Consider the following 18,459-nt stretch of genomic DNA (forward strand, 5'->3'; position numbering starts at 1 on the left):
TCACACGCTCAGTGCCTCCCGGACCGTCCGCTCCGCACCCGTTCCCCCCTCCCCCGACGACGTGACCCGGCCCGCCTCCAGGACGTAGTAGCGCTCCGCCGCCCGCATGGCGAAGCCGACGTGCTGCTCGACGAGGAGGACCGAGAGGCCGCCCCGCGCGGCCAGGGAGAGGATCGTGGTCTCGATCTCGGCGACGACGGAGGGCTGGATGCCCTCGGTCGGTTCGTCGAGGAGAAGGAGCCGGGGGCGGGTGACGAGGGCGCGGGCGATGGCGAGTTGCTGGCGCTGGCCGCCCGAGAGGAGGCCGGCACGGCGGTGGGAGAGTTCGCGGAGGACCGGGAAGAGGTCGAGGGCCTCGGCGATGGCGTCCCGGCCGCCCCCGCGCGGGGAGCCGTCGGCGACGAGCCGGAGGTTCTCGGCGGTGGTGAGGTGGGGGAAGGACTGCTGGCCCTGAGGGACGTACGCCATGCCCCGGGCCACGCGCTGATGCGGGGCCAGGCGGGTGATGTCCTCGCCATCGAGGAGAACGGTCCCGTGCGATGGCCTGATGAGGCCCATGGCGGTGCGCAGGAGGGTGCTCTTCCCCGCGCCGTTGTGGCCGAGGACGGCGGCGACGCCGTCGTCCGGCACCGCCACGGTCACGTCGTGCAGGACGGTGGTGCGGTCGTAGCCGGCACGGACGTCGTTGATCTCCAGCACGGCGGTCACACCTCTTCGCGGACGGGGGCGGGGGCGGAAACAGGGCCGGGAACGGGGCCGGGGCCGGAAACGGCGGCCGACGGCTCGGGCTCCGAGGCGCGGCCGAGGTAGACCTCCTGGACCTTGGCGTCGGCCTGGACCTGGGCGACCGTCCCCTCGCTGAGCACCTGGCCCGCGTGCAGGACGCTGACACTGCGGGCGAAGGAGCGCATGAAGTCCATGTCGTGTTCGATGACGACGACGGTGCGTTCCTCGCTGACCCGCTGGAGCAGCGCGCCCGCGGCCTCGCGCTCGTCGTGGCTCATCCCGGCGACGGGCTCGTCGAGCAGCAGCAGCTTCACGTCCTGGACGAGCAGCATGCCGATCTCCAGGCTCTGCTTCTGGCCATGGGCCAGCACCCCGGCCGGGCGGTGGCGGAGCGCGGTCAGACCGGTGGTCTCCAGCGCCTTCCCCACGGACTCGGGGACGTCTCGGCGCCGCCGGAGCAGGGTCAGCGCGCTGCGTCCGGCCCCGGCGGCGATGTCGAGGTTCTGCTCGACGGTGAGCTGCTCGAAGACCGTCGCCGTCTGGAACGTGCGGCCGATGCCCCGGCGGGCGATGCGGTGCACGGGCTCGCCGAGGATCTCCGTACCGCCGAAGCGGACCGATCCGGTCGCCCGGACCAGGCCGGTGACGGCGTCGACCAGGGTCGTCTTGCCGGCGCCGTTCGGCCCGATCAGGAAGCGCAGGTCGCCCGGGCCGATGTCCAGGTCGACGCCGTCGACGGCGGTGACGCCCCCGTCGAACGTCACCCGCAGATCGCGGACGGTCAGTCCCTCGCCGCTCATGTGGTCACTCCCTTCGTTGCCCCGACTCGGTCGGAGGAGGTCCGCCGTCTGCGCAGCACCGTCCGCAGCGAGGCCAGCCCGCTGGGCAGGAAGCCGACCGCGACGACGAACAGCAGGCCCTGGAGGTACGTCCATCCGGCCGGCCACGCGTCCGAGAGCGTGCTCTGCGCCCAGGCCACCGCGATCGCCCCGAGCACCGCGCCCACCAGCGACGCCCGCCCGCCGACCGCCGCGCCGATGACGAAGCCGATGGACGGCACGATCCCGATGAGCGCCGGGGAGATGATCCCCACCGCCGGGACGAACAGCGCACCGGCCAGACCCGCCATGCCCGCCGCGAGCACGTACGCCACCAGCTTGACGTCGGCCGGGTTGTAGCCGAGGAAGCGCACCCGCTCCTCGGAGTCCCGTACGGCGATGAGGAGTTCGCCGTACCGGCTGACGAAAAGCTGCCGGACACCGGCCATCAGGAGCAGCAGGGCGACCGCGATGATGACGTACACCATCCGCTGGTTGACCGGGTCGTTCAGGTCGTAGCCGAAGAAGCCCTGGAAGTCGGTCAGGCCGTTGGTGCCGCCCGTGGTGGCCTGCTGGCCGACCAGCCAGATCGCCAGCGCGGCCGCCAGCGCCTGGCTGAGGATCGCGAAGTACGCGCCCTTCACCCGGCGGCGGAAGACGAGCGCGCCGAGCAGCGCGGCGACGGCCATCGGCAGCACCACCGTCATGGCCAGCGCGAACGCCGGGTTCGCGAACGGCTGCCACCACCAGGGCAGCCCGCCCTCGGTCCCGTACAGCAGCATGAAGTCGGGCAGCGTCTCTCCGGTCGCCGCCGCGTCGGCGAGCTTGAGGTGCATCGCCATGGCGTAGCCGCCGAGGCCGAAGAAGACCCCTTGCCCGAGCACCAGCAGCCCGCCCCGGCCCCAGGCGAGGCTCACGCCGACGGCGACGATCCCGTAGCAGAGGTACTTGGCCAGCAGGCCGAGCCGGAAGTCCGACAGGACCAGCGGGGCGACGCCCACCAGCAGCACCGCGCCGAGCAGAAAGGCGGCGGGGGTACGGAAGCGGGTCAGGAAGGGTGTCTCCGGCGGCCCGGACGGGGGTTCGGACGGGGGTCCGGCGGCCGGGCCGGTCGCCGTCGGAGGGGTGCTCGTCGTCGTCATACCAGGCTCCTGGTGCGCACGGTGTACAGGCCCTGCGGCCGCCACTGGAGGAAGGCGACGATCCCCACGAGGACCACCACCTTCGCCACACTCACGGTCGTGGAGTATTCGAGGACCGACTGGAGCAGGCCGAGGACGAACGCGGTGATGACCGCGCCCCTGAGCCGTCCGATGCCGCCGACGACCACGACCAGGAAGGCGTCCACGATGTAGTTGGTCCCCGTCGTCGGACCGATCGGGCCGATCAGGGTCAGCGCGACGCCCGCCATCCCCGCAAGCCCCGAGCCGATGAAGAACGTCGTCCGGTCCACCCGGCCCGTCGCGATCCCGGACACCTCCGCGAGGTCCCGGTTCTGCACGACCGCCCGGATCCGGCGGCCCAGCGGGGTGGTCCGCAGGATCGCCGCCAGGCCGGCCACGCACAGCAGCGCGAACCCGAGGATGAACAGCCGGCTGTTCGCCAGGTTCATCCCCGCGACCGACACACTCCCGGTCAGCAGGCCCGGGGCGGTCGTCTGTACGTTCGGCGCGCCGAAGATGTCCCGCGCGAGCTGCTGGAGCATCAGGGAGACGCCCCAGGTCACCAGCAGGGTGTCCAGCGGGCGCGTGTACAGCCGCCGGATGAGCAGCCACTCCAGGAGCGCGCCCATCGACCCGGCCACGAGAAAGGCGACCGGCAGGGCGAGGAGGAGGGAGATACCGGCGTCGCCGATCGGCTTCTGGAGCACGTACGTCGTGTAGGCGCCGGCCATGATGAACTCACCGTGCGCCATGTTGATGACGCCCATCTGCCCGAAGGTGAGAGTGAGGCCGAGGGCGATGAGGAGGAGGACGGCGCCGATGCTGACGCCGGTGAAGGACTGGTTGAGGATGACCGTCACAGGTCCGCCGCCCAGTCGTAGCCCTTCAGGTACGGGTCGGGCTTGATGGGCCCGCCCGAGTTCCAGACCTCCTCGATGAGCCCGCCCGCACTGACCTTGCCGATGCGGGCGGTCTTGTGGACGTGCTGCGTCGCACCGTCGACCGTCACCTTGCCCTCCGGCGCGTCGAACTCGATCCCGTCCGACGCCGCCTTCACCTTCTCGACGTCGAACGACCCCGCCTTCTCGACCATCGCCTTCCACAGGTGGACGGAGATGTACGCCGCCTCCATCGGGTCGCTGGTCGGCTTGTCCTTGCCGTACGCCGCCTGATACGCGGCGACGAACTTCTGATTCGCGGCACCGGGCGTGGTCTGGTAGTAGTTCCAGGCCGTCAACTGCCCTTCCAGGTACTGCGTTCCGATGCTCTTGACCTCCTCCTCCGCGATGGATACGGAGAGCACGGGCAGCTTCTTCGCGGTCAGCCCGGCGGACTTGTACTCCTTGAAGAAGGCCACGTTGCTGTCGCCGTTCAGGGTGTTGAAGACCGCGTCGGCCCCCGCGTCCCTGACCTTGTTGACGATGGTCGCGAACTCCGTGGAGCCGAGCGGCGCGTAGTCCTCGCCGAGCACCTCCATGCCGTTCGCCTTGGCGTACGTCTTGATGATCTTGTTGGCGGTGCGCGGGAAGACGTAGTCGCTGCCGACGAGGTAGAGCTTGGTGAGGCCCTGCTTCTTGAGGTAGTCGAGCGCGGGCACGATCTGCTGGTTGGTGGTGGCGCCGGAGTAGAAGATGTACGGGGACTGCTCCAGGCCCTCGTACTGCACGGGGTAGAACAGCAGCGACTTGTTCCGCTCGAAGACGGGCTTCACCGCCTTGCGGCTGGCCGATGTCCAGCAGCCGAAGGTGGCGACGACCTTGGAGTCCGTGATGAGCGCCTGCGCCTTCTCGGCGAAGGTCGGCCAGTCGGACGCCCCGTCCTGACTGACCGGCTTGAGCTGCTTGCCGAGGACCCCGCCGGCGGCGTTGATCTCCTTGACCGCGAGCAGCAGCGCGTTGTGGACGGTCACCTCGCTGATCGCCATCGTGCCGGAAAGCGAGTTCAGCAGGCCGACCCTGACGGTGTCGCCCGAGGTGTCGGCCTTGGCGCCGGCCGCCTTCGACGTGTCGCTGCCGGTCTTCGCGCCGCAGGCGCTGAGAGCCGCGCCGGCGCCGAGAGCGGAGATGCCGGCCAGAAGACCGCGCCTGGTGATGAGCCCGGACATGGCAATACCTCCTTGCCCCGAAGGGCGGTGCGAAAGAAAGGGGGGGAGGGCCCAGCCGTTCCGGGGTGGCCTCCGGGCTGGTCTCTGAAGTGGTCCACAGCCTGCGGCGGAACTGTTTCGGGTGCGTTGCGGCGCAGTTGAAGAACAGTTTCCGGCGGAAGTAATCGTGTTGCGCACCGATGTGAGTCGGCATCAACCGGCCGCGTGGTGAACGAATTCGCGGTGCGCGCATTCATTACTTCCACCGGAAAGGATCAGAATCGGCATACGGTCTGCCGGCAGCGCGGTGATCGGTTGTAGGCTCCGACGCACCCCCGCCGCGGGGGTCGTGCCGACGTGAAACCCGAGGAGTGCGATGGCGAGGCAGCCCCAGGACCTGCTCCACCTGCTGACCCGGGCCGAGCGCCTCACGGCGCGTCGTATCCAGTCGGTGCTCGACGCGTACGACTGCTCCGTGGACGCGTGGCGGGTCCTCGACCTGCTCTCGGGCGACGAGGGCCGGAGCATGACGGCCCTCGCCGAGGACGCCGCCCTGCCCGCACCGACCCTCACCAAGCTCGTCGACCAACTCGTCGACCAGAACCTGGTGTTCCGCCGCGTCGACCCCGCCGACCGCCGCCGGGTCCTGGTCCAGCTCACCCCCCGGGGCCTACGGCGGCGCCGTCAGCTCTCCCGCGCGGTACGGGCGGAGTGGGGACCGACGCCCCCGGGGCTCACGGAGGACGAGGAGGATCAACTGATGCCGCTGCTCGCCCGGTTGTCCGGCGCGCCGGCACAGGGCGGCGGCGACGGGATCACAACGACCGCTTCGGGGCATCCAGTTGGGCGAGCACGGTGAAGTCCAGGCCGTCGGCCTCCGCCAGGTAGATGCGCTGGCGCACATGCCGCCCGTCCAGGCCGAGCAGGCCGCGCGGGCCCTCGTACCGGACGTGCTCGGCGGCCGCGCCGATGGCGGACACGTCCAGGGTGCGGGCCCGCTCGATGAGCGCCGCGAGCAGCAGCACGCCTTCGTAGCAGGACTCGCCGAGGCTGCCGGGGACCGGTGCGTCCGCGCCGAAGCGGGCGGCATAACGGCCGTGGAAGTCCATGCTGTGGCCGTCGGCGAGCGAGGCGAAGAAGCCGGCCGTGCTGTAGAGGTCGGCGGTGGCCTCGGGCCCGCTGCCGAGGAGCATGCTCTCGTCCATCAACGTGCTCAGCCGCAGACAGCGGGCGTCCAGCCCGGCCGCCGCGAACGCCCGGTTGAACCGCACCGCGTCGCTGCCCACGAGCAGCATCAGTACGGCGTCGGCGTCCGCCCGCTCGATACGGCGCAGGACGTCGGCGAAGTCGTCCGTGCCCAGCGGCAGATACGCCTCCCCGCACACCCGGCCCCGGGACTCCCGCGCATAGAGGCGGGCGGCTCGGGCGGTGTACCGCGGCCAGACGTAGTCGTTCCCGACGACGAACCAGCGGCGCACGTCCCGGATCCGGGCGAGCATCCGCATCGCCGGGAGCAGTTGCCCCGCCGGTGTCTCGCTGGTCATGAAGACGCCCTCGGTCCGCTCACCGCCCTCGTACAGCGCCGTGTACACGTACGGCACCCGGTGGGCCACCCGCGGTGCCACCGCCTGCCGTACCGAGCTGATGTGCCAGCCGGTGACTCCCTGCACGACCCCCGCGGCGACCAGTGCCCCGACCTCCGCGGCGACCCTCGACGGCTCCGCCCCGCCGTCCACCTCAAGGAGCCGCAGCTCCCGCCCCAGCACCCCGCCCGCCGCGTTGACCTCCTCCACGGCCAGCCGGGCGCACGCCTCGCACCCCGGCCCGAAGATCCCCGCCGGCCCCTGCATCGGATACACCAGCGCCACGTTGAGCACCGACGCGTCCACGGTGAACCACTCGGCGGGACGGAGGCGGGGCGGAGGCGGTGACGGTGGCGGTGGCGGCGGCGGCGGTGGCATGCGCCCATGATTGCCCCACCGTCCGCCGGGACCAAGGCATCCCTCAGGGCTGAGGCGGGGCTCCGACCATCCGCAGGACGAGGTCGGCGTAGAGGGCGCCGACCTCGTCGGGCGTGCGGCTGCCCTGGGCGTTGAACCAGCGGGCCACATCGATGCAGAGGGACAGCACGGCGAGGGTGGTGCCGGGGACGTCGGGGACGTCGAACTCGCCCGCCGCCACCCCCTCGCTGATGATCCGGCGCACCACCGCGTCGCTCCTGCGACGCAGTTCGACGATCTCGGTGCGGTGCTCGGGGCCGAGGGCGTCGAGCTCGTACTGGACGACGCGTGCGGTGGTGTGGCGCTCGGCGTGCCAGCGGACGAAGGACCGTACGGCTCCGGCGAGCCGGTCGGCGGCCGTGCCCTCCCGGTCGGCCTCGGCCTGGAGGACGTACAGCGCCCGGTCGTGGCCGATCTTGCTGATCCGGTGGAGCAGCTCTTCCTTCGTCTTGTAGTGGATGTAGAGCGCGGCCGGGCTCATCCCGGCCCGGCCGGCGATGTCGCGGGTGGTGGTCGCGTGGTACCCGCGCTCGGCGAAGGCGTCGACCGCGGCGACGAGGAGCCGCCTGGCCGCCTCGGGCGTGACCTCGCCCCAGGGAGCGTCGTCGCCGCTCGTCTCCTCCGCCGTACTCATCGCCCAGGGCCCCTCTCCGTCAACTCCGTCAACAGGACGAACACCATACCCCGAACCTGAGCAAGCGCTTAGGGGCGTCTCACGGGGGGTGCGGATTCGGACTTCCGGAACGGGTCGTGCTCGGCGAGGATCTTCTCCAGCCGGGCCTGGTCGACCCGGCTGACGATCTGCCCGGCCTCCTGCCGGTCCCGGATCACCTTGGCCAGGGTGAAGCAGGAGGTGACGAGGTAGAGCACCCCGATGGCGAGGAAGCCGCGCACCCAGGCGTCGGCGTCGAGGAAGAAGATACCGAGGGCCACCGCGCCCATCGCCACCAGGAAGGAGGCGACGGCCTGGCCGTAGAAGGCGGCGGTGCTCTGCTGCTTGACCGATGTCGTGTCACTCATGGGCCCAGCATCCGGCGACGTGGCGTGCGCCACATCCGTGCCCGTACTCAGCGGGGTACTCAGACACGCGTACGAGTTCAGGCCTGTAGGCCTACGGCTGCGCTCAGAACGCGGAGACGCCCGTCAGCGCGCGGCCGATGATGAGCTTCTGGATCTGACTGGTGCCCTCGTAGAGCGTCATCACGCGGGCGTCGCGGAGCAGCTTGCCGACCGGGTACTCGTCGATGTAGCCGTAGCCGCCGAAGACCTGGATGGCGTTGTTGGCGCAGCGGACGGCGGCCTCGGAGGCGTACAGCTTGGCCTGGGAGGCGGCGGTGGCGAACTCCTGGCCCCGGTCGACCAGGTCGGCGACCCGCCAGGTGAGCAGCCGGGCCGCCTCGACGTCCACGGAGATGTCGCTGAGCAACTCCTGGACGAGCTGGTGTCCGGCGATGCCCTTTCCGAACTGCTCGCGCTCACCGGCGTACCGCACGGAGGCGTCCAGGGCGGCCTGGGCGATGCCGACGCAGCCCGCCGCGACCGACATCCGGCCCTTGGCGAGGGCCGACATGGCGACCGTGAAGCCCTTGCCCTCGGGGCCGAGGAGGGTGTCGGCGGGGACCCGGACGTCCTCCAGGACCACTTCGGCGGTGGCCTGGCCGCGGAGGCCGAGCTTGCCGTGGATGGTGCGGCGGGTGAGTCCGGGGGTGTCGGCGGGGACGAGGAAGGCGGAGACGCCGCGGTGGCCGGGGTCGTCGTTCGTGCGGGCGAAGAGCAGGACGACGTCGGCCCAGGTGCCGTTGGTGATGAACATCTTGGTGCCGTTGACGACGTAGTCACCGCCGTCGCGTACGGCCCTGGTGGCGAGGTTTCCGGCGTCCGAGCCGGTGCCGGGCTCGGTGAGGCCGAAGCAGCCGATCGCCTCGCCGGAGGTGAGCCGGGGCAACCACCGCCGCTTCTGCTCCTCGCTCCCCCAGGACGCGATGGTCTTGGCGACCAGGCCGAGCGAGACGGAGACGATCCCGCGCACGGAGGAGTCACCGCGGCCGAGCTCCTCGGTGACCAGGCAGTAGGTGAGGTGGTCGCCGCCGGAGCCGCCGTACTCCTCGGGGACGGTGAGGCCGAGGAAGCCGAGCGCGCCGAGCTTCTTCACGATCGACCTGTCGACATTCTCGGCCCGGTCCCACGCGACGACGTGCGGCGCGACCTCACGGGTCACGAACTCCTCGGCCAGCCGCCGGACGTCTTCCTGCTCCTCGCTGAGCTCCAGGTTCATCGCGCCACCCCACTCCTCGCGCACGGATTTCGTACGCCGCTTAATTAGCACTGCTAGTTTCTGGTTCGCAGCGCCTACTATGAGCCGCATGGCCCGACCGCGCAAGCCCCTCCTCAGCAGAGACCGCATCGTGGAAGCGGCGAGCGCGCTCGTGGACGCCGAGGGGCTCGACGCCGTCTCCACGCGCCGGCTGGCGGCCGTCCTGGGGGTCAGCGGGCCCTCGCTCTACAACCACTTCCGCAACAAGGACGAGATCCTCGACGCGGTCGCCGACGCCGTCTCCGTACAGGTCGATCTGTCGATGTTCGAGGCGTCGGACCCGCGCGACTGGCGGGAGGCCCTGCACGACTGGGCGCTCTCCTACCGGGCCGCCCTCGCCGCACACCCGCACATCGTGCCGGTCCTCGCCCGGGGGCCGGGGCGGCGCCCTGCGGGGCTGCGGGTCGCCGACGCGGTGTTCGGGGCGATGGTGGGGGCGGGGTGGCCGGCGGCGCAGGCGACCCGGATCGGGGCGTTGATGCGCTACTTCATCACCGGGTCGGCGCTGGGGTCGTTCGCCGGGGGCTTCGTGGACGACGAGAGCGCGTACGACCCGGCGGACTATCCGCACCTGGGCCAGGCGCATCTCCTGGCGGAGCGGCGGCGGGCGGTGGACGAGGGGGCGTTCGAGACGGGGCTGCGGGCGCTGCTGGACGGGCTGGCGCTCCAGTACGAGGAGTACGCGGGGCCCACGGAAACGGTTCGGCGGGGGCCGAAGCGTCGTTGACGCGCCCTGGGCCGATGGGCCGTTCACCGCGCCCCGCCGCCGGGCCGTCGGGCGTGGCGCGTGCCTGCGTGCCGGGGGGGGCAGTGCCTATGACAGCCCGTCCGGCGCGCCCAGGGCGGAGACCGGTGCCCACGTCAGCCCGTCCGGCGTTTGAGGACGGAACCCATGTCCGGGATGGGCGGCGCCCGTGCTCTCCGGACACGGAGGGGTTGCCCGGTGCCACCGCCACGGTTCCGTCCTCAAACGCCGGACGGGCTGAAAGTGGCCGGCCTTCCGTCCTCAAACGCCGGACGGGCTGAGAGGGTGCGCGGGCGGGCTGGAAGGGGTGGCGGGTCGTCGATTGACGGGGGACGACAATTCGGTGGGGGACGAAGCCGTTCGGCCTTACGGTCGTGGCCATGACGACGACCCCGGCCGCCCCGGCCACCCCCACCCCCGCCCGATCCTGGCGTGCCACCGCCGCCGCCTGCACCACCGTGGTCCTGTGGGCATCCGCCTTCGTCTCCATCCGCAGCGCGGGCGAGGCCTACTCCCCCGGTGCCCTCGCTCTCGGGCGGCTGCTGTCGGGCGTACTCGTGCTCGGGGCGATCCTCCTCGTACGCAGGGAAGGGCTTCCGGGGCGCGGGGCCTGGCGCGGCATCATCACGTCGGGGGTGCTCTGGTTCGGGCTCTACATGGTGGCGCTCAACTGGGGCGAGCAGGAGGTCGACGCCGGGACCGCCGCGATGCTCGTGAACATCGGGCCGATCCTCATGGCCCTGATGGGCGCCCGGATGCTCGGCGAGGGGCTGCCCCGCCGCCTCCTGCTGGGAATGGGGATCTCGTTCTCCGGCGCCGTCGTCGTCGGCCTCGCGATGTCCGGGCACGGCAGCTCGTCCGTGCTGGGCGTGGCGCTCTGCCTGCTGGCCGCCGTGGTGTACGCGCTGGGCGTGGTGAGCCAGAAGCCGGCGCTCGCGTACGGTTCCTCGCTCCAGATCAACACCTTCGGCTGCCTGATCGGCGCCGTCGTCTGCCTGCCGTTCACCGGGGTGCTGATCTCCGAGGCGGCCGACGCGCCGATGTCCGCCACGCTGAACATGATCTACCTGGGCGTCTTCCCGACCGCGCTGGCCTTCACCACCTGGGGCTATGCGCTGGCCCGGACCACCGCGGGCCGGATGGGCGCCACCACGTACGCGGTCCCGGCGATCGTGGTCCTCATGGCGTGGGTGCTGCTGGACGAGGTGCCGACGCCGCTCGGCGTGATCGGTGGGCTGCTCTGCCTGGCCGGGGTGGCGGTCTCCCGGAGCCGTCAGCGACCCGCTGCGGCGAGTCCGGCCGCCTTGCCGGTGGTGGAGGACCGTGCCGACGCGGAGCACCGGAGCGCGCGGCGACCGTGACGTCGCCCGGCCGGTGGCCGGTGGCCCGGTGACCTCCATGCCGCCGGGCCGCCGGGCCGCCGGATCAAGCGTCTAGAACACCACCAGCGCCCGGCCGCCCTTGCCCGCGATCATGTTGTCGAAGGCGGCGGGGATGCCGTCCAGGGCGATGCGTTCGGTGACCATCATCGACAGGTCGAAGCGGCCCGCGCGGATGTGGTCGGCCAGGGCCGGCAGATCGCGGGCCGGGTCGCTGTTGCCGTAGACGCAGCCCGTCAGGGACCGGCCCCAGTGGAAGATCTCCAGGGCGTTGAACGTGACCTCCTGGTCCTTGCCGCCGATCCCGACGACCGTCGTACGGCCGCCGCGCCGGGTGGACTCCCAGGCGGCCCGGATGGTCGCGGGCCGGCCGACGCACTCCACCGCGACGTCCGTGCCCTGGCCGCCGGTGAGTTTGCGGATCTCGCGCGGGGTGGTGGCGGAGGCGATGACGTAGTCGGTGGCCCCCGCCTGCCGGGCCAGCTCCTCCTTGGCCGGGGAGACGTCGACCGCGATGATCTTGGAGGCGCCCGCGATCCGGGCCGCCTGGAGCACGGCGAGGCCGACGCCGCCGATCCCGAAGACGACCACGCTCTCGCCCTGGCGGACCCGGGCGCTGTGGTGGATCGCCCCGTAGCCGGTGAGGACCGCGCAGCCGAGGAGGGCGGCGTCGGTGAGCGGGATGCCGTCGGGGGCGGGGAGCACGCAGTTCGCGGCGACGACGGTCTCCTCCGCGAAGGCCGCCACGTTGAGGCCGGGGTGGAGGTCGGCGCCCTCCGCCGTACGGGCGTGGCGGTTGGCGGTCCCCTTCAGGGCGTCGGCGCAGAGCCAGACCTCGCCGATCCCGCAGTGGAAGCAGGCTCCGCAGGAGGGCGCCCAGTTGAGGACCACGCCGTCGCCGGGCGCGACATGGGTGACGCCCTCGCCGACCGCCAGGACCGTACCGGCGCCCTCATGGCCGAGGACGGCGGGCACCGGCACCCGCATGGTGCCGTTGGACAGGGACAGGTCGGAGTGGCAGACCCCCGCCGCGGCGAGCGCGATGCGCACCTGGCCGGGGCCTGGCTCGGGCAGGACGATGTCGGTGATCTCCAGCGGAGCTCCGACGGCGGAGAGTACGGCGGCGCGGACCACGAACAGACTCCTCAGAAGGAAGGGTCAGAAGGAAGGGTTACGGGGGTCAGAACTGGAGCGACTTGGTCTGGAGGTACTCCGCCAGACCGTGCGGACCCAGCTCGCGCCCCACACCCGACTGCTTGTAACCGCCGAAGGGAGCCAGGGGGTTGAACCGGCCGCCGTTGATGTCGACCTGTCCGGTGTCCATCCGGCGGGCGAAGGCCACCGCTTCCTCGTCGTCGGCGGCCCACACGGCTCCCGCGAGCCCGTACACGGTGTCGTTGGCGATACGGAGGGCGTCGTCCACGTCCTCGTAGCGGAGGATCGAGACCACCGGCCCGAAGATCTCCTCCTGGGCGATGGTCATGTCCGGGGTGACGTCGGCGAAGACGGTGGGGCTGATGTAGTAGCCGGTCGGCAGGGGTGCGTCGGGGCCGCCCGCGATCAGCCGGGCGCCCTCCTCCATACCCGTACGGATGTAACCGCTCACCCGGGCCTGCTGCTTGGCGTTGACGAGCGGGCCGACCCGCTCGCCGGGGGCGTACTTGAGGACGGCGTGGGCCGCGAGCTCGACGGCCTCGTCGTACCGCTCGGAGTCGACGAGCATCCGGGTCCAGGCGCTGCACGTCTGGCCGGAGTTGGTCATCACGTTGGCGATGCCGACGTTGACCGCCTTGGCGAGGTCGGCCCCGGGCAGGATCACGTTGGCGGACTTGCCGCCGAGTTCGAGGGCGACGCGCTTGATCGCGGCTCCGGCGGTGGCGCCGATCTGCTTGCCGACGGCGGTCGATCCGGTGAACGAGACCAGGTCGACGCCCTCGTGCTCGGCGAGCGCCTGGCCGGCGACCGGGCCGAGGCCGGTGACGAGGTTGAAGACCCCGGGCGGCAGGCCGGCCGCCTCGGTGGCCTCGGCGAAGAGCTGGGCGGTGAGCGGGGTGTCCTCGGCCGGCTTGAGGACGACCGTGCAGCCGGCGGCGAGCGCGGGGGCGACCTTGGCGACGATCTGGTGGAGCGGGTAGTTCCAGGGGGTGATCGCACCCACGACCCCGACCGGCTCCAGCAGGACGGTGGAGTTGCCGATCCGCTCCTCGAAGGCGTACGAGGCGGCCAGTTCGGCGTACGAGGCGGCAACCATGACCGGCACGGCGGCGTGCACCATCTGCGAGAGCGGCAGCGGCGCGCCCAGCTCGGCGGTGATCGTCTCGGCCAGCTCGTCCTTGCGGGCGGCCAGCGCGTCGCTCAGCGCGGAGAGCCGGGCGGCGCGCTCGGCGGGCGGGGTGGCGGCCCAGCCGGGGAACGCGGCGCGCGCGGCCCGCACCGCCGCGTCGACGTCCTCGGCCGTGCCCGCCGGCACATGGCCGATGAGCCGCTCGTCGGCCGGGTTCACGACCGCGATCGTGTCCTGGCCGACGGCGGGCCGCCACGCGCCGCCGATGTACATCTGGTCGTGGGCCTTCATGGCTGTTTCCTCCCGGACGGGGACGGGCTGTGCCGGCGCTCCGGCGGGGTGCGAGGTGTCCTCGCACCCCGCCCAAACTAGCGCCGTTAGTTTTCCGGCGCCAGGGAGCTTCCGGAGACGCCGGTCACGCCGGGAGGCGCACGCCCCCGGCCGGTCCGAGGAGAGGCCTCAGCCGTCCAGTCCGGGGACGTCCTGCGGCAGCGGGCAGATGCGGCGGCCGTAGTGGTCGAAGACGTACAGGTGGGCCAGGTCCACCAGCAGCGGCACCTGGCCGCCGGTCCGCAGCCGCATGTCGGGGCCGGTGCGCACCACCAGGTCGCCGGAGATGACGGAGGGCCGGTCAGGGGTGCGGACCGCCGTGGGGTCCGGGGCACGGACCGCCGTCGGGTCCGGGGCGGGTTCGTCGAGCGTGACGACCGGGCCGCTGATCCGCGCCCCGGTCCGCCCCTTCAGCCGGTCCAGGACGCCGAGCGCGCCTGGTGTGCCTTGCCGGCTGCCTCCGGAACGGCCCGCCGCTGCTCTGCGGCGGCGGGGCATGGCGCGGGGCTGGGCCGATTCCAGATCCGGGACGACGGCGGGCCGCGAACCGGTGTTGAGGTGGACCAGCGCCTCATGCCCCTGGTACTCGACGTGCTCCACGATCCCGCTGAGCGCCACCTCGCCGGGGCGGGCGTGGCTGGGCGGGGCGATCCGGACCGCCTCCGAGCGCAGCCCGACGATGATCCGGCGGCCCTGCTGGATGCGGAGCAACTGGTGGTCGGGGCTGAGGGGTTCGGGCAGGGCTAGCCGCTGCCGACCCAGGTCGATCGACATCCGCCCCTCCAGCGGGGCGTGGACGACGGCCTGGAGGAGGTTGATCCGCGGGGTGCCGATGAACGCGGCCACGAAGACGTTCTCGGGCAGCGCGTAGACCTCCCGGGGCGGGCTGACCTGTTGCAGGACACCGCCGCGCATCACGGCCACCCGGTCCCCGAGGGACATCGCCTCGGCCTGATCGTGCGTCACATAGACGATGGTGACGCCGAGTTCCCTGGTGAGCAGGGCGATCTCGGCGCGGAGGTGGTTGCGGAGCTTGGCGTCCAGGTTGGAGAGCGGCTCGTCCATCAGGAAGACGGAGGGCCGGCGCGAGATGGCCCGGCCCATCGCCACCCGCTGGCGCTCGCCGCCGGAGAGCTGAGCGGGGTAGCGGTCGAGTACGTGCTCGATGCCGAGCATCCGGGCCGTGGCCTCGATCCGTGCGGTGTTGTCCTCGCGCGGGTTCTCCAGCTTCAGCGGGAAGCCGATGTTGGCGCGGTTCGTCATGCTCGGGTACAGCGCGAAGTTCTGGAACACCATCGCCATGCCGCGTTCGCGGGGCGGGATGTGGTTGGCGAACTCGCCGTCCAGCAGCAGATCGCCCTCGCTGATCTCCTCAAGACCCGCGATCATGCGCAGCACGGTCGACTTGCCGCAGCCGGAGGGGCCGAGCAGGACGATGAACTCGCCGGGGTCGATGGTGAGCGTGAACCGGTCGACGGCCCGCCGGTCCCGGCCGTAGCTCTTGCTGACGTGGTGCAGGGAGATGGCGCGCGTCATGAGGTGTCCCCGGGATCAAGGTGTACGAGGTGTACGTCGCGGTGGGGAGCGGCTGTGGAGGGAAGCTAGCCCACCGGGCGGGGTGTGGGAATGACTTGCGCGAAGGTTGGGACGTGTGGGATGGCTGGGGCGTACGGGGTTGCGTCGGGCGGGTGTCTCAGGAGCGGTTCGGGTCGGCCAGGGACGCGCCGTCCGCCTGTGCCTGTTCCTGTTCCCCTGCCCGTTCCCTGCCGCGTACGGGCGCGGGCTCCGGCGGTATGGGCGCCGATTCCGCCGGTACGGAGGAGGCCCCGGGCGCTCGTCCGCTCCGCAGGCCCAGGCCCGCCGCCACCAGCAGCAAGACCCCGAGCAGGGCGAACGGGGCGGCCGCCCCCGCCGTACCCGCGATCAGGCCCGCGGCGGCGGGGGCGGCGGCCTGACCCAGCCGGTTGCCGGTGAGGCGCAGGGCCAGGGCCGTGGACCGGGCCTCGGCGGGGGCGGCCTGGACCACCGTGGTCATCGACAGCGGCTGGCCGGCGCCCAGGCAGAACCCGAGGGCGGCCAGCATGACGGCGAGCACCGGGACGGGGACCGGGAGGACCATGCCCGCGCAGAGCAGGCCGGCCAGCAGGCAGCTCGTGGTCAACAGGACCGTCCGGCCGAGGAACCGCAGCATCGGGGTCATCACCAGACGGCAGGCGATGGTGGCGGCGGCCCGCAGGCTGAGCAGCAGCCCGACCGTGGCGGGGGCGATCCCCCGGTGCTCGCCGACGACCGGCAGGTAGGCGGTGAGGATGTCGGTGGCGGACAGGACCGCCATGCTGATGAAGATCCCGGCCGGGACACCCCGCGCGCCGAGGATCCTGGTGACCGGAACCTTGGCGGCGGCCTTCCGCCCACCAGGCCCGGCGCCCGACGTACGCCGGTGCTCGATGCGCCACAGCGAGGTGAGCGCGACCGCGCAGACCCCCGCCGAGACAAGGAGCGCGAGGGCACTCGTACGCCCCAGAGCACCGCTCTCACCGGAGATCAGCGCTCCTGCCGCGATCGGACCGCCCAACTGGCCGAGCGAGGCGCCGATGGTGAAGTGGCCGAAGTTGCGGTCCTGTTCGGCCGGAGCGGACTGCCGGGCCACGATCGACTGCGCGCCGATCACGAAGCAGAGGTGGCCGAGGCCCATCACCCCGCTCCAGGCGGCCATCGCGGGCAGCGAGGAGACGACCCCGCTGAGCGCGCAGCCGCCGGAGATCAGCACCACGCCGATCGGCAGCAGGGGCGCGCACCGGCCGTGGTCGGTGCGGCGGCCGAGCGGGACGGCCGCGAACAGCGGCAGCAGGGCGTAGACCCCGGCGATGACGCCGACGGCGGTCTCGTCCGCGCCGAGCGCGAGGGCCCGGTAGGAGACGGCGGGCCGCGCCATCGACACCGCCCCCTGCGCGAAGGCGAAGGCGATGACGAGGCGCAGCAGCCAGCCCCTGCCGGGCCCGGCAGAGCCCCTGCCCGGCCCGGCCCCGGGCCGTCGCGCGCGTGACATCAGATCGTGCCGAAGAGGATGCCCGCCCCGAGCACCACCAGCGAGGTGAGCACCGCCCACTTGACGGTGAACCGGGTGTGGTCGCCGAACTCCACCTTCGCCATGCCGACGAGCACGTACACGGCGGGGACCAGCGGCGAGGACATGTGCAGCGCCTGGCCGGCCAGGGAGGCGCGGGCGATCTCCAGCGGCGAGACGCCGTGCGCGGCGCCGGCTTCGGCGAGGACGGGGACGACGCCGAAGTAGAAGCCGTCGTTCGACATGAAGTAGGTGAGCGGCAGGCTGAGCAGCCCGGTGACGATGGCCATGTGCGGGCCCATCGCGTCGGGGACGGCCCCGACCACCCAGTCGGCCATGTTCTCGACCATACCGGTGCCGGTCAGGACGCCGGTGAAGACGGCGGCGGCGAAGACCATGCCGGAGACGTTGAGGACGTTGTCCGCGTGGGCGGCGATCCGGGCCCGCTGGTCGGGCATGTGGGGGAAGTTGACGGTGAGGGCGAGGGCGGCGCCGAGGAGGAAGAGGACCGGGATCGGCATCAGTTCCATGATCATGGCGGTCAGCAGGGCGACGGTGAGACCGGCGTTGAACCAGTAGAGCTTGGGCCGCAGGGTGGAGCGGTTGGGGTCGAGGCCCTTGAACTCCTCCTCGTCCTCGCCTTCCTCGTCACCATCGCCGTCCTGCGTGAGGTCCGCCGAACCCGAGCCGCCGGAGCCCTTACGCAGACGGTCCTCGCGACCCGAGCCGCCGCCCGCGCCCGTGCCGGCCCCCGCGAGCACGGTCTCCTGCTCCGGCTCCCGTACCAGCGCCTCGTCCAGCGTGAGCATGCCCAGGCGCTTGCGCTCGCGCAGGCCCAGCACGTACGAGAGCAGGAAGACGGCGAGCAGCCCGACGGCCAGCGCCGGGATCATGGGGATGAAGATCTCGGAGGCGTCCAGCTTGAGCGCGGTGGCGGCGCGGGCCGTGGGGCCGCCCCAGGGCAGGGTGTTCATGACGCCGTTCGCCGTGGCCGCCACACCGGTCATGACGACGAGGCTCATCTTGAGGCGTTTGTAGAGCGGATACATCGCCGAGACGGTGATCATGAAGGTGGTGGAGCCGTCGCCGTCCAGCGAGACGATCGCGGCGAGCACCGCCGTACCGACGACGATCCGCATCGGATCCGCCTTGCAGAACCGCAGGATGCCCCGGACGATCGGGTCGAAGAGGCCGACGTCGATCATCACGCCGAAGTAGACGATGGCGAACATCAGCATGGCGGCGGTCGGCGCCAGGTTGCCGACGCCTTCGATGACGTAGTCGCCGAGGTTCGCCCCCTGTCCGACGGCGACACAGAACAGTGCGGGGATCAGTACCAACGCCGCGATCGGCGACATCTTCTTCGTCATGATCAGGACCAGGAAGGTCGCGATCATGGCGAAGCCGAGGATTGTCAGCATGAGGGATACCTAACGTTCATCCTTGAACTCCCACCGGTCTCGGCGGTCGGTCCGGACGACGTTAGGGGCCTCCTCGAAGAGTTAACAAGACGTTGACACGTGAGCAATACGAGCAAAACCCCAGGTCAA

17 protein-coding genes are annotated in these 18,459 nt (G+C 71.8%); 3 read left to right on the forward strand and 14 right to left on the reverse strand.

The window, feature by feature from the left end:
- The 5 genes from urtE to urtA are packed head-to-tail and all read right to left on the reverse strand — an operon-like array spanning position 1 to position 4,811.
- Positions 1-699, reverse strand: coding sequence for an urea ABC transporter ATP-binding subunit UrtE (gene urtE, locus ACFWRT_RS31025; protein WP_380953943.1), 699 nt, complete (start codon positions 697-699; stop codon positions 1-3).
- A 5-nt stretch (positions 700-704) separates the two neighbouring features.
- Positions 705-1,526: an urea ABC transporter ATP-binding protein UrtD gene (gene urtD / locus ACFWRT_RS31030; RefSeq protein ID WP_380953944.1), complete on the reverse strand. Its 822-nt coding sequence runs from the start codon at positions 1,524-1,526 to the stop codon at positions 705-707.
- Positions 1,523-2,686: an urea ABC transporter permease subunit UrtC gene (urtC, locus tag ACFWRT_RS31035; RefSeq protein ID WP_380953945.1), complete on the reverse strand. Its 1,164-nt coding sequence runs from the start codon at positions 2,684-2,686 to the stop codon at positions 1,523-1,525. The genes urtD and urtC overlap by 4 nt, the downstream gene beginning before the upstream one ends.
- A complete protein-coding gene (gene urtB, locus ACFWRT_RS31040; protein ID WP_380953947.1) occupies positions 2,683-3,567 on the reverse strand; it encodes an urea ABC transporter permease subunit UrtB in 885 nt (294 codons plus the stop codon). The genes urtC and urtB overlap by 4 nt, the downstream gene beginning before the upstream one ends.
- The gene (urtA, locus tag ACFWRT_RS31045) at positions 3,564-4,811 is read right to left on the reverse strand and encodes an urea ABC transporter substrate-binding protein (protein WP_380953949.1); all 1,248 of its coding nucleotides are present in this window, start codon (positions 4,809-4,811) and stop codon (positions 3,564-3,566) included. The genes urtB and urtA overlap by 4 nt, the downstream gene beginning before the upstream one ends.
- A gap of 355 nt (positions 4,812-5,166) precedes the next feature.
- On the opposite strand from urtA, the gene ACFWRT_RS31050 reads away from it, so the two are divergent.
- Positions 5,167-5,649, forward strand: coding sequence for a MarR family winged helix-turn-helix transcriptional regulator (locus ACFWRT_RS31050; protein ID WP_380953950.1), 483 nt, complete (start codon positions 5,167-5,169; stop codon positions 5,647-5,649).
- Here ACFWRT_RS31050 and ACFWRT_RS31055 read toward each other — a convergent pair.
- The 4 genes from ACFWRT_RS31055 to ACFWRT_RS31070 all read right to left on the reverse strand — a co-directional run bounded on the left by ACFWRT_RS31055 (position 5,606) and on the right by ACFWRT_RS31070 (position 9,065).
- On the reverse strand, positions 5,606-6,751 hold the full coding sequence (locus ACFWRT_RS31055) for a substrate-binding domain-containing protein (protein ID WP_380953951.1): 1,146 nt from the start codon (positions 6,749-6,751) through the stop codon (positions 5,606-5,608). The genes ACFWRT_RS31050 and ACFWRT_RS31055 overlap by 44 nt on opposite strands.
- 43 nt (positions 6,752-6,794) lie before the next feature.
- The gene (locus tag ACFWRT_RS31060; RefSeq protein WP_380953953.1) at positions 6,795-7,424 is read right to left on the reverse strand and encodes a TetR/AcrR family transcriptional regulator; all 630 of its coding nucleotides are present in this window, start codon (positions 7,422-7,424) and stop codon (positions 6,795-6,797) included.
- A gap of 68 nt (positions 7,425-7,492) precedes the next feature.
- The gene (locus ACFWRT_RS31065) at positions 7,493-7,810 is read right to left on the reverse strand and encodes a YiaA/YiaB family inner membrane protein (RefSeq protein WP_380953955.1); all 318 of its coding nucleotides are present in this window, start codon (positions 7,808-7,810) and stop codon (positions 7,493-7,495) included.
- Between the two features lie 103 nt (positions 7,811-7,913).
- A complete protein-coding gene (locus ACFWRT_RS31070; protein WP_380953956.1) occupies positions 7,914-9,065 on the reverse strand; it encodes an acyl-CoA dehydrogenase family protein in 1,152 nt (383 codons plus the stop codon).
- 88 nt (positions 9,066-9,153) lie between these two features.
- Here ACFWRT_RS31070 and ACFWRT_RS31075 point away from each other — a divergent pair, with 88 nt between their 5' ends.
- Positions 9,154-9,831: a TetR/AcrR family transcriptional regulator gene (locus ACFWRT_RS31075; protein WP_380953958.1), complete on the forward strand. Its 678-nt coding sequence runs from the start codon at positions 9,154-9,156 to the stop codon at positions 9,829-9,831.
- Between the two features lie 398 nt (positions 9,832-10,229).
- Complete coding sequence (locus tag ACFWRT_RS31080; RefSeq protein ID WP_380953959.1) at positions 10,230-11,210, forward strand: DMT family transporter; 981 nt, start codon at positions 10,230-10,232, stop codon at positions 11,208-11,210.
- 72 nt (positions 11,211-11,282) lie between these two features.
- Here ACFWRT_RS31080 and ACFWRT_RS31085 read toward each other — a convergent pair whose 3' ends face one another.
- From ACFWRT_RS31085 to ACFWRT_RS31105, 5 genes are all read right to left on the reverse strand, one after another.
- Positions 11,283-12,362 (reverse strand): Zn-dependent alcohol dehydrogenase, encoded by a 1,080-nt coding sequence (locus tag ACFWRT_RS31085; protein WP_380953961.1) that lies wholly within the window; start codon positions 12,360-12,362, stop codon positions 11,283-11,285.
- 46 nt (positions 12,363-12,408) lie between these two features.
- On the reverse strand, positions 12,409-13,803 hold the full coding sequence (locus ACFWRT_RS31090) for an aldehyde dehydrogenase family protein (RefSeq protein WP_380953962.1): 1,395 nt from the start codon (positions 13,801-13,803) through the stop codon (positions 12,409-12,411).
- Positions 13,804-13,971: 168 nt separating this feature from the next.
- Positions 13,972-15,378, reverse strand: coding sequence for an ABC transporter ATP-binding protein (locus ACFWRT_RS31095; protein WP_380953964.1), 1,407 nt, complete (start codon positions 15,376-15,378; stop codon positions 13,972-13,974).
- 157 nt (positions 15,379-15,535) lie between these two features.
- Positions 15,536-16,891: an MFS transporter gene (locus ACFWRT_RS31100; RefSeq protein WP_380953966.1), complete on the reverse strand. Its 1,356-nt coding sequence runs from the start codon at positions 16,889-16,891 to the stop codon at positions 15,536-15,538.
- Positions 16,891-18,330 carry a CitMHS family transporter gene (locus ACFWRT_RS31105; RefSeq protein ID WP_380953967.1) on the reverse strand — a complete coding sequence of 480 codons (1,440 nt, stop codon included), beginning with the start codon at positions 18,328-18,330 and terminating at the stop codon, positions 16,891-16,893. Before ACFWRT_RS31105 ends, ACFWRT_RS31100 begins: the two co-directional genes overlap by 1 nt.
- Between the last annotated feature and the right edge of the window lie 129 nt (positions 18,331-18,459).

Origin of the sequence: Streptomyces cyaneofuscatus (assembly GCF_042718795.1) — a bacterium.
In the GTDB taxonomy this organism is placed as follows: Bacteria; Actinomycetota; Actinomycetes; order Streptomycetales; family Streptomycetaceae; genus Streptomyces; species Streptomyces cyaneofuscatus_A.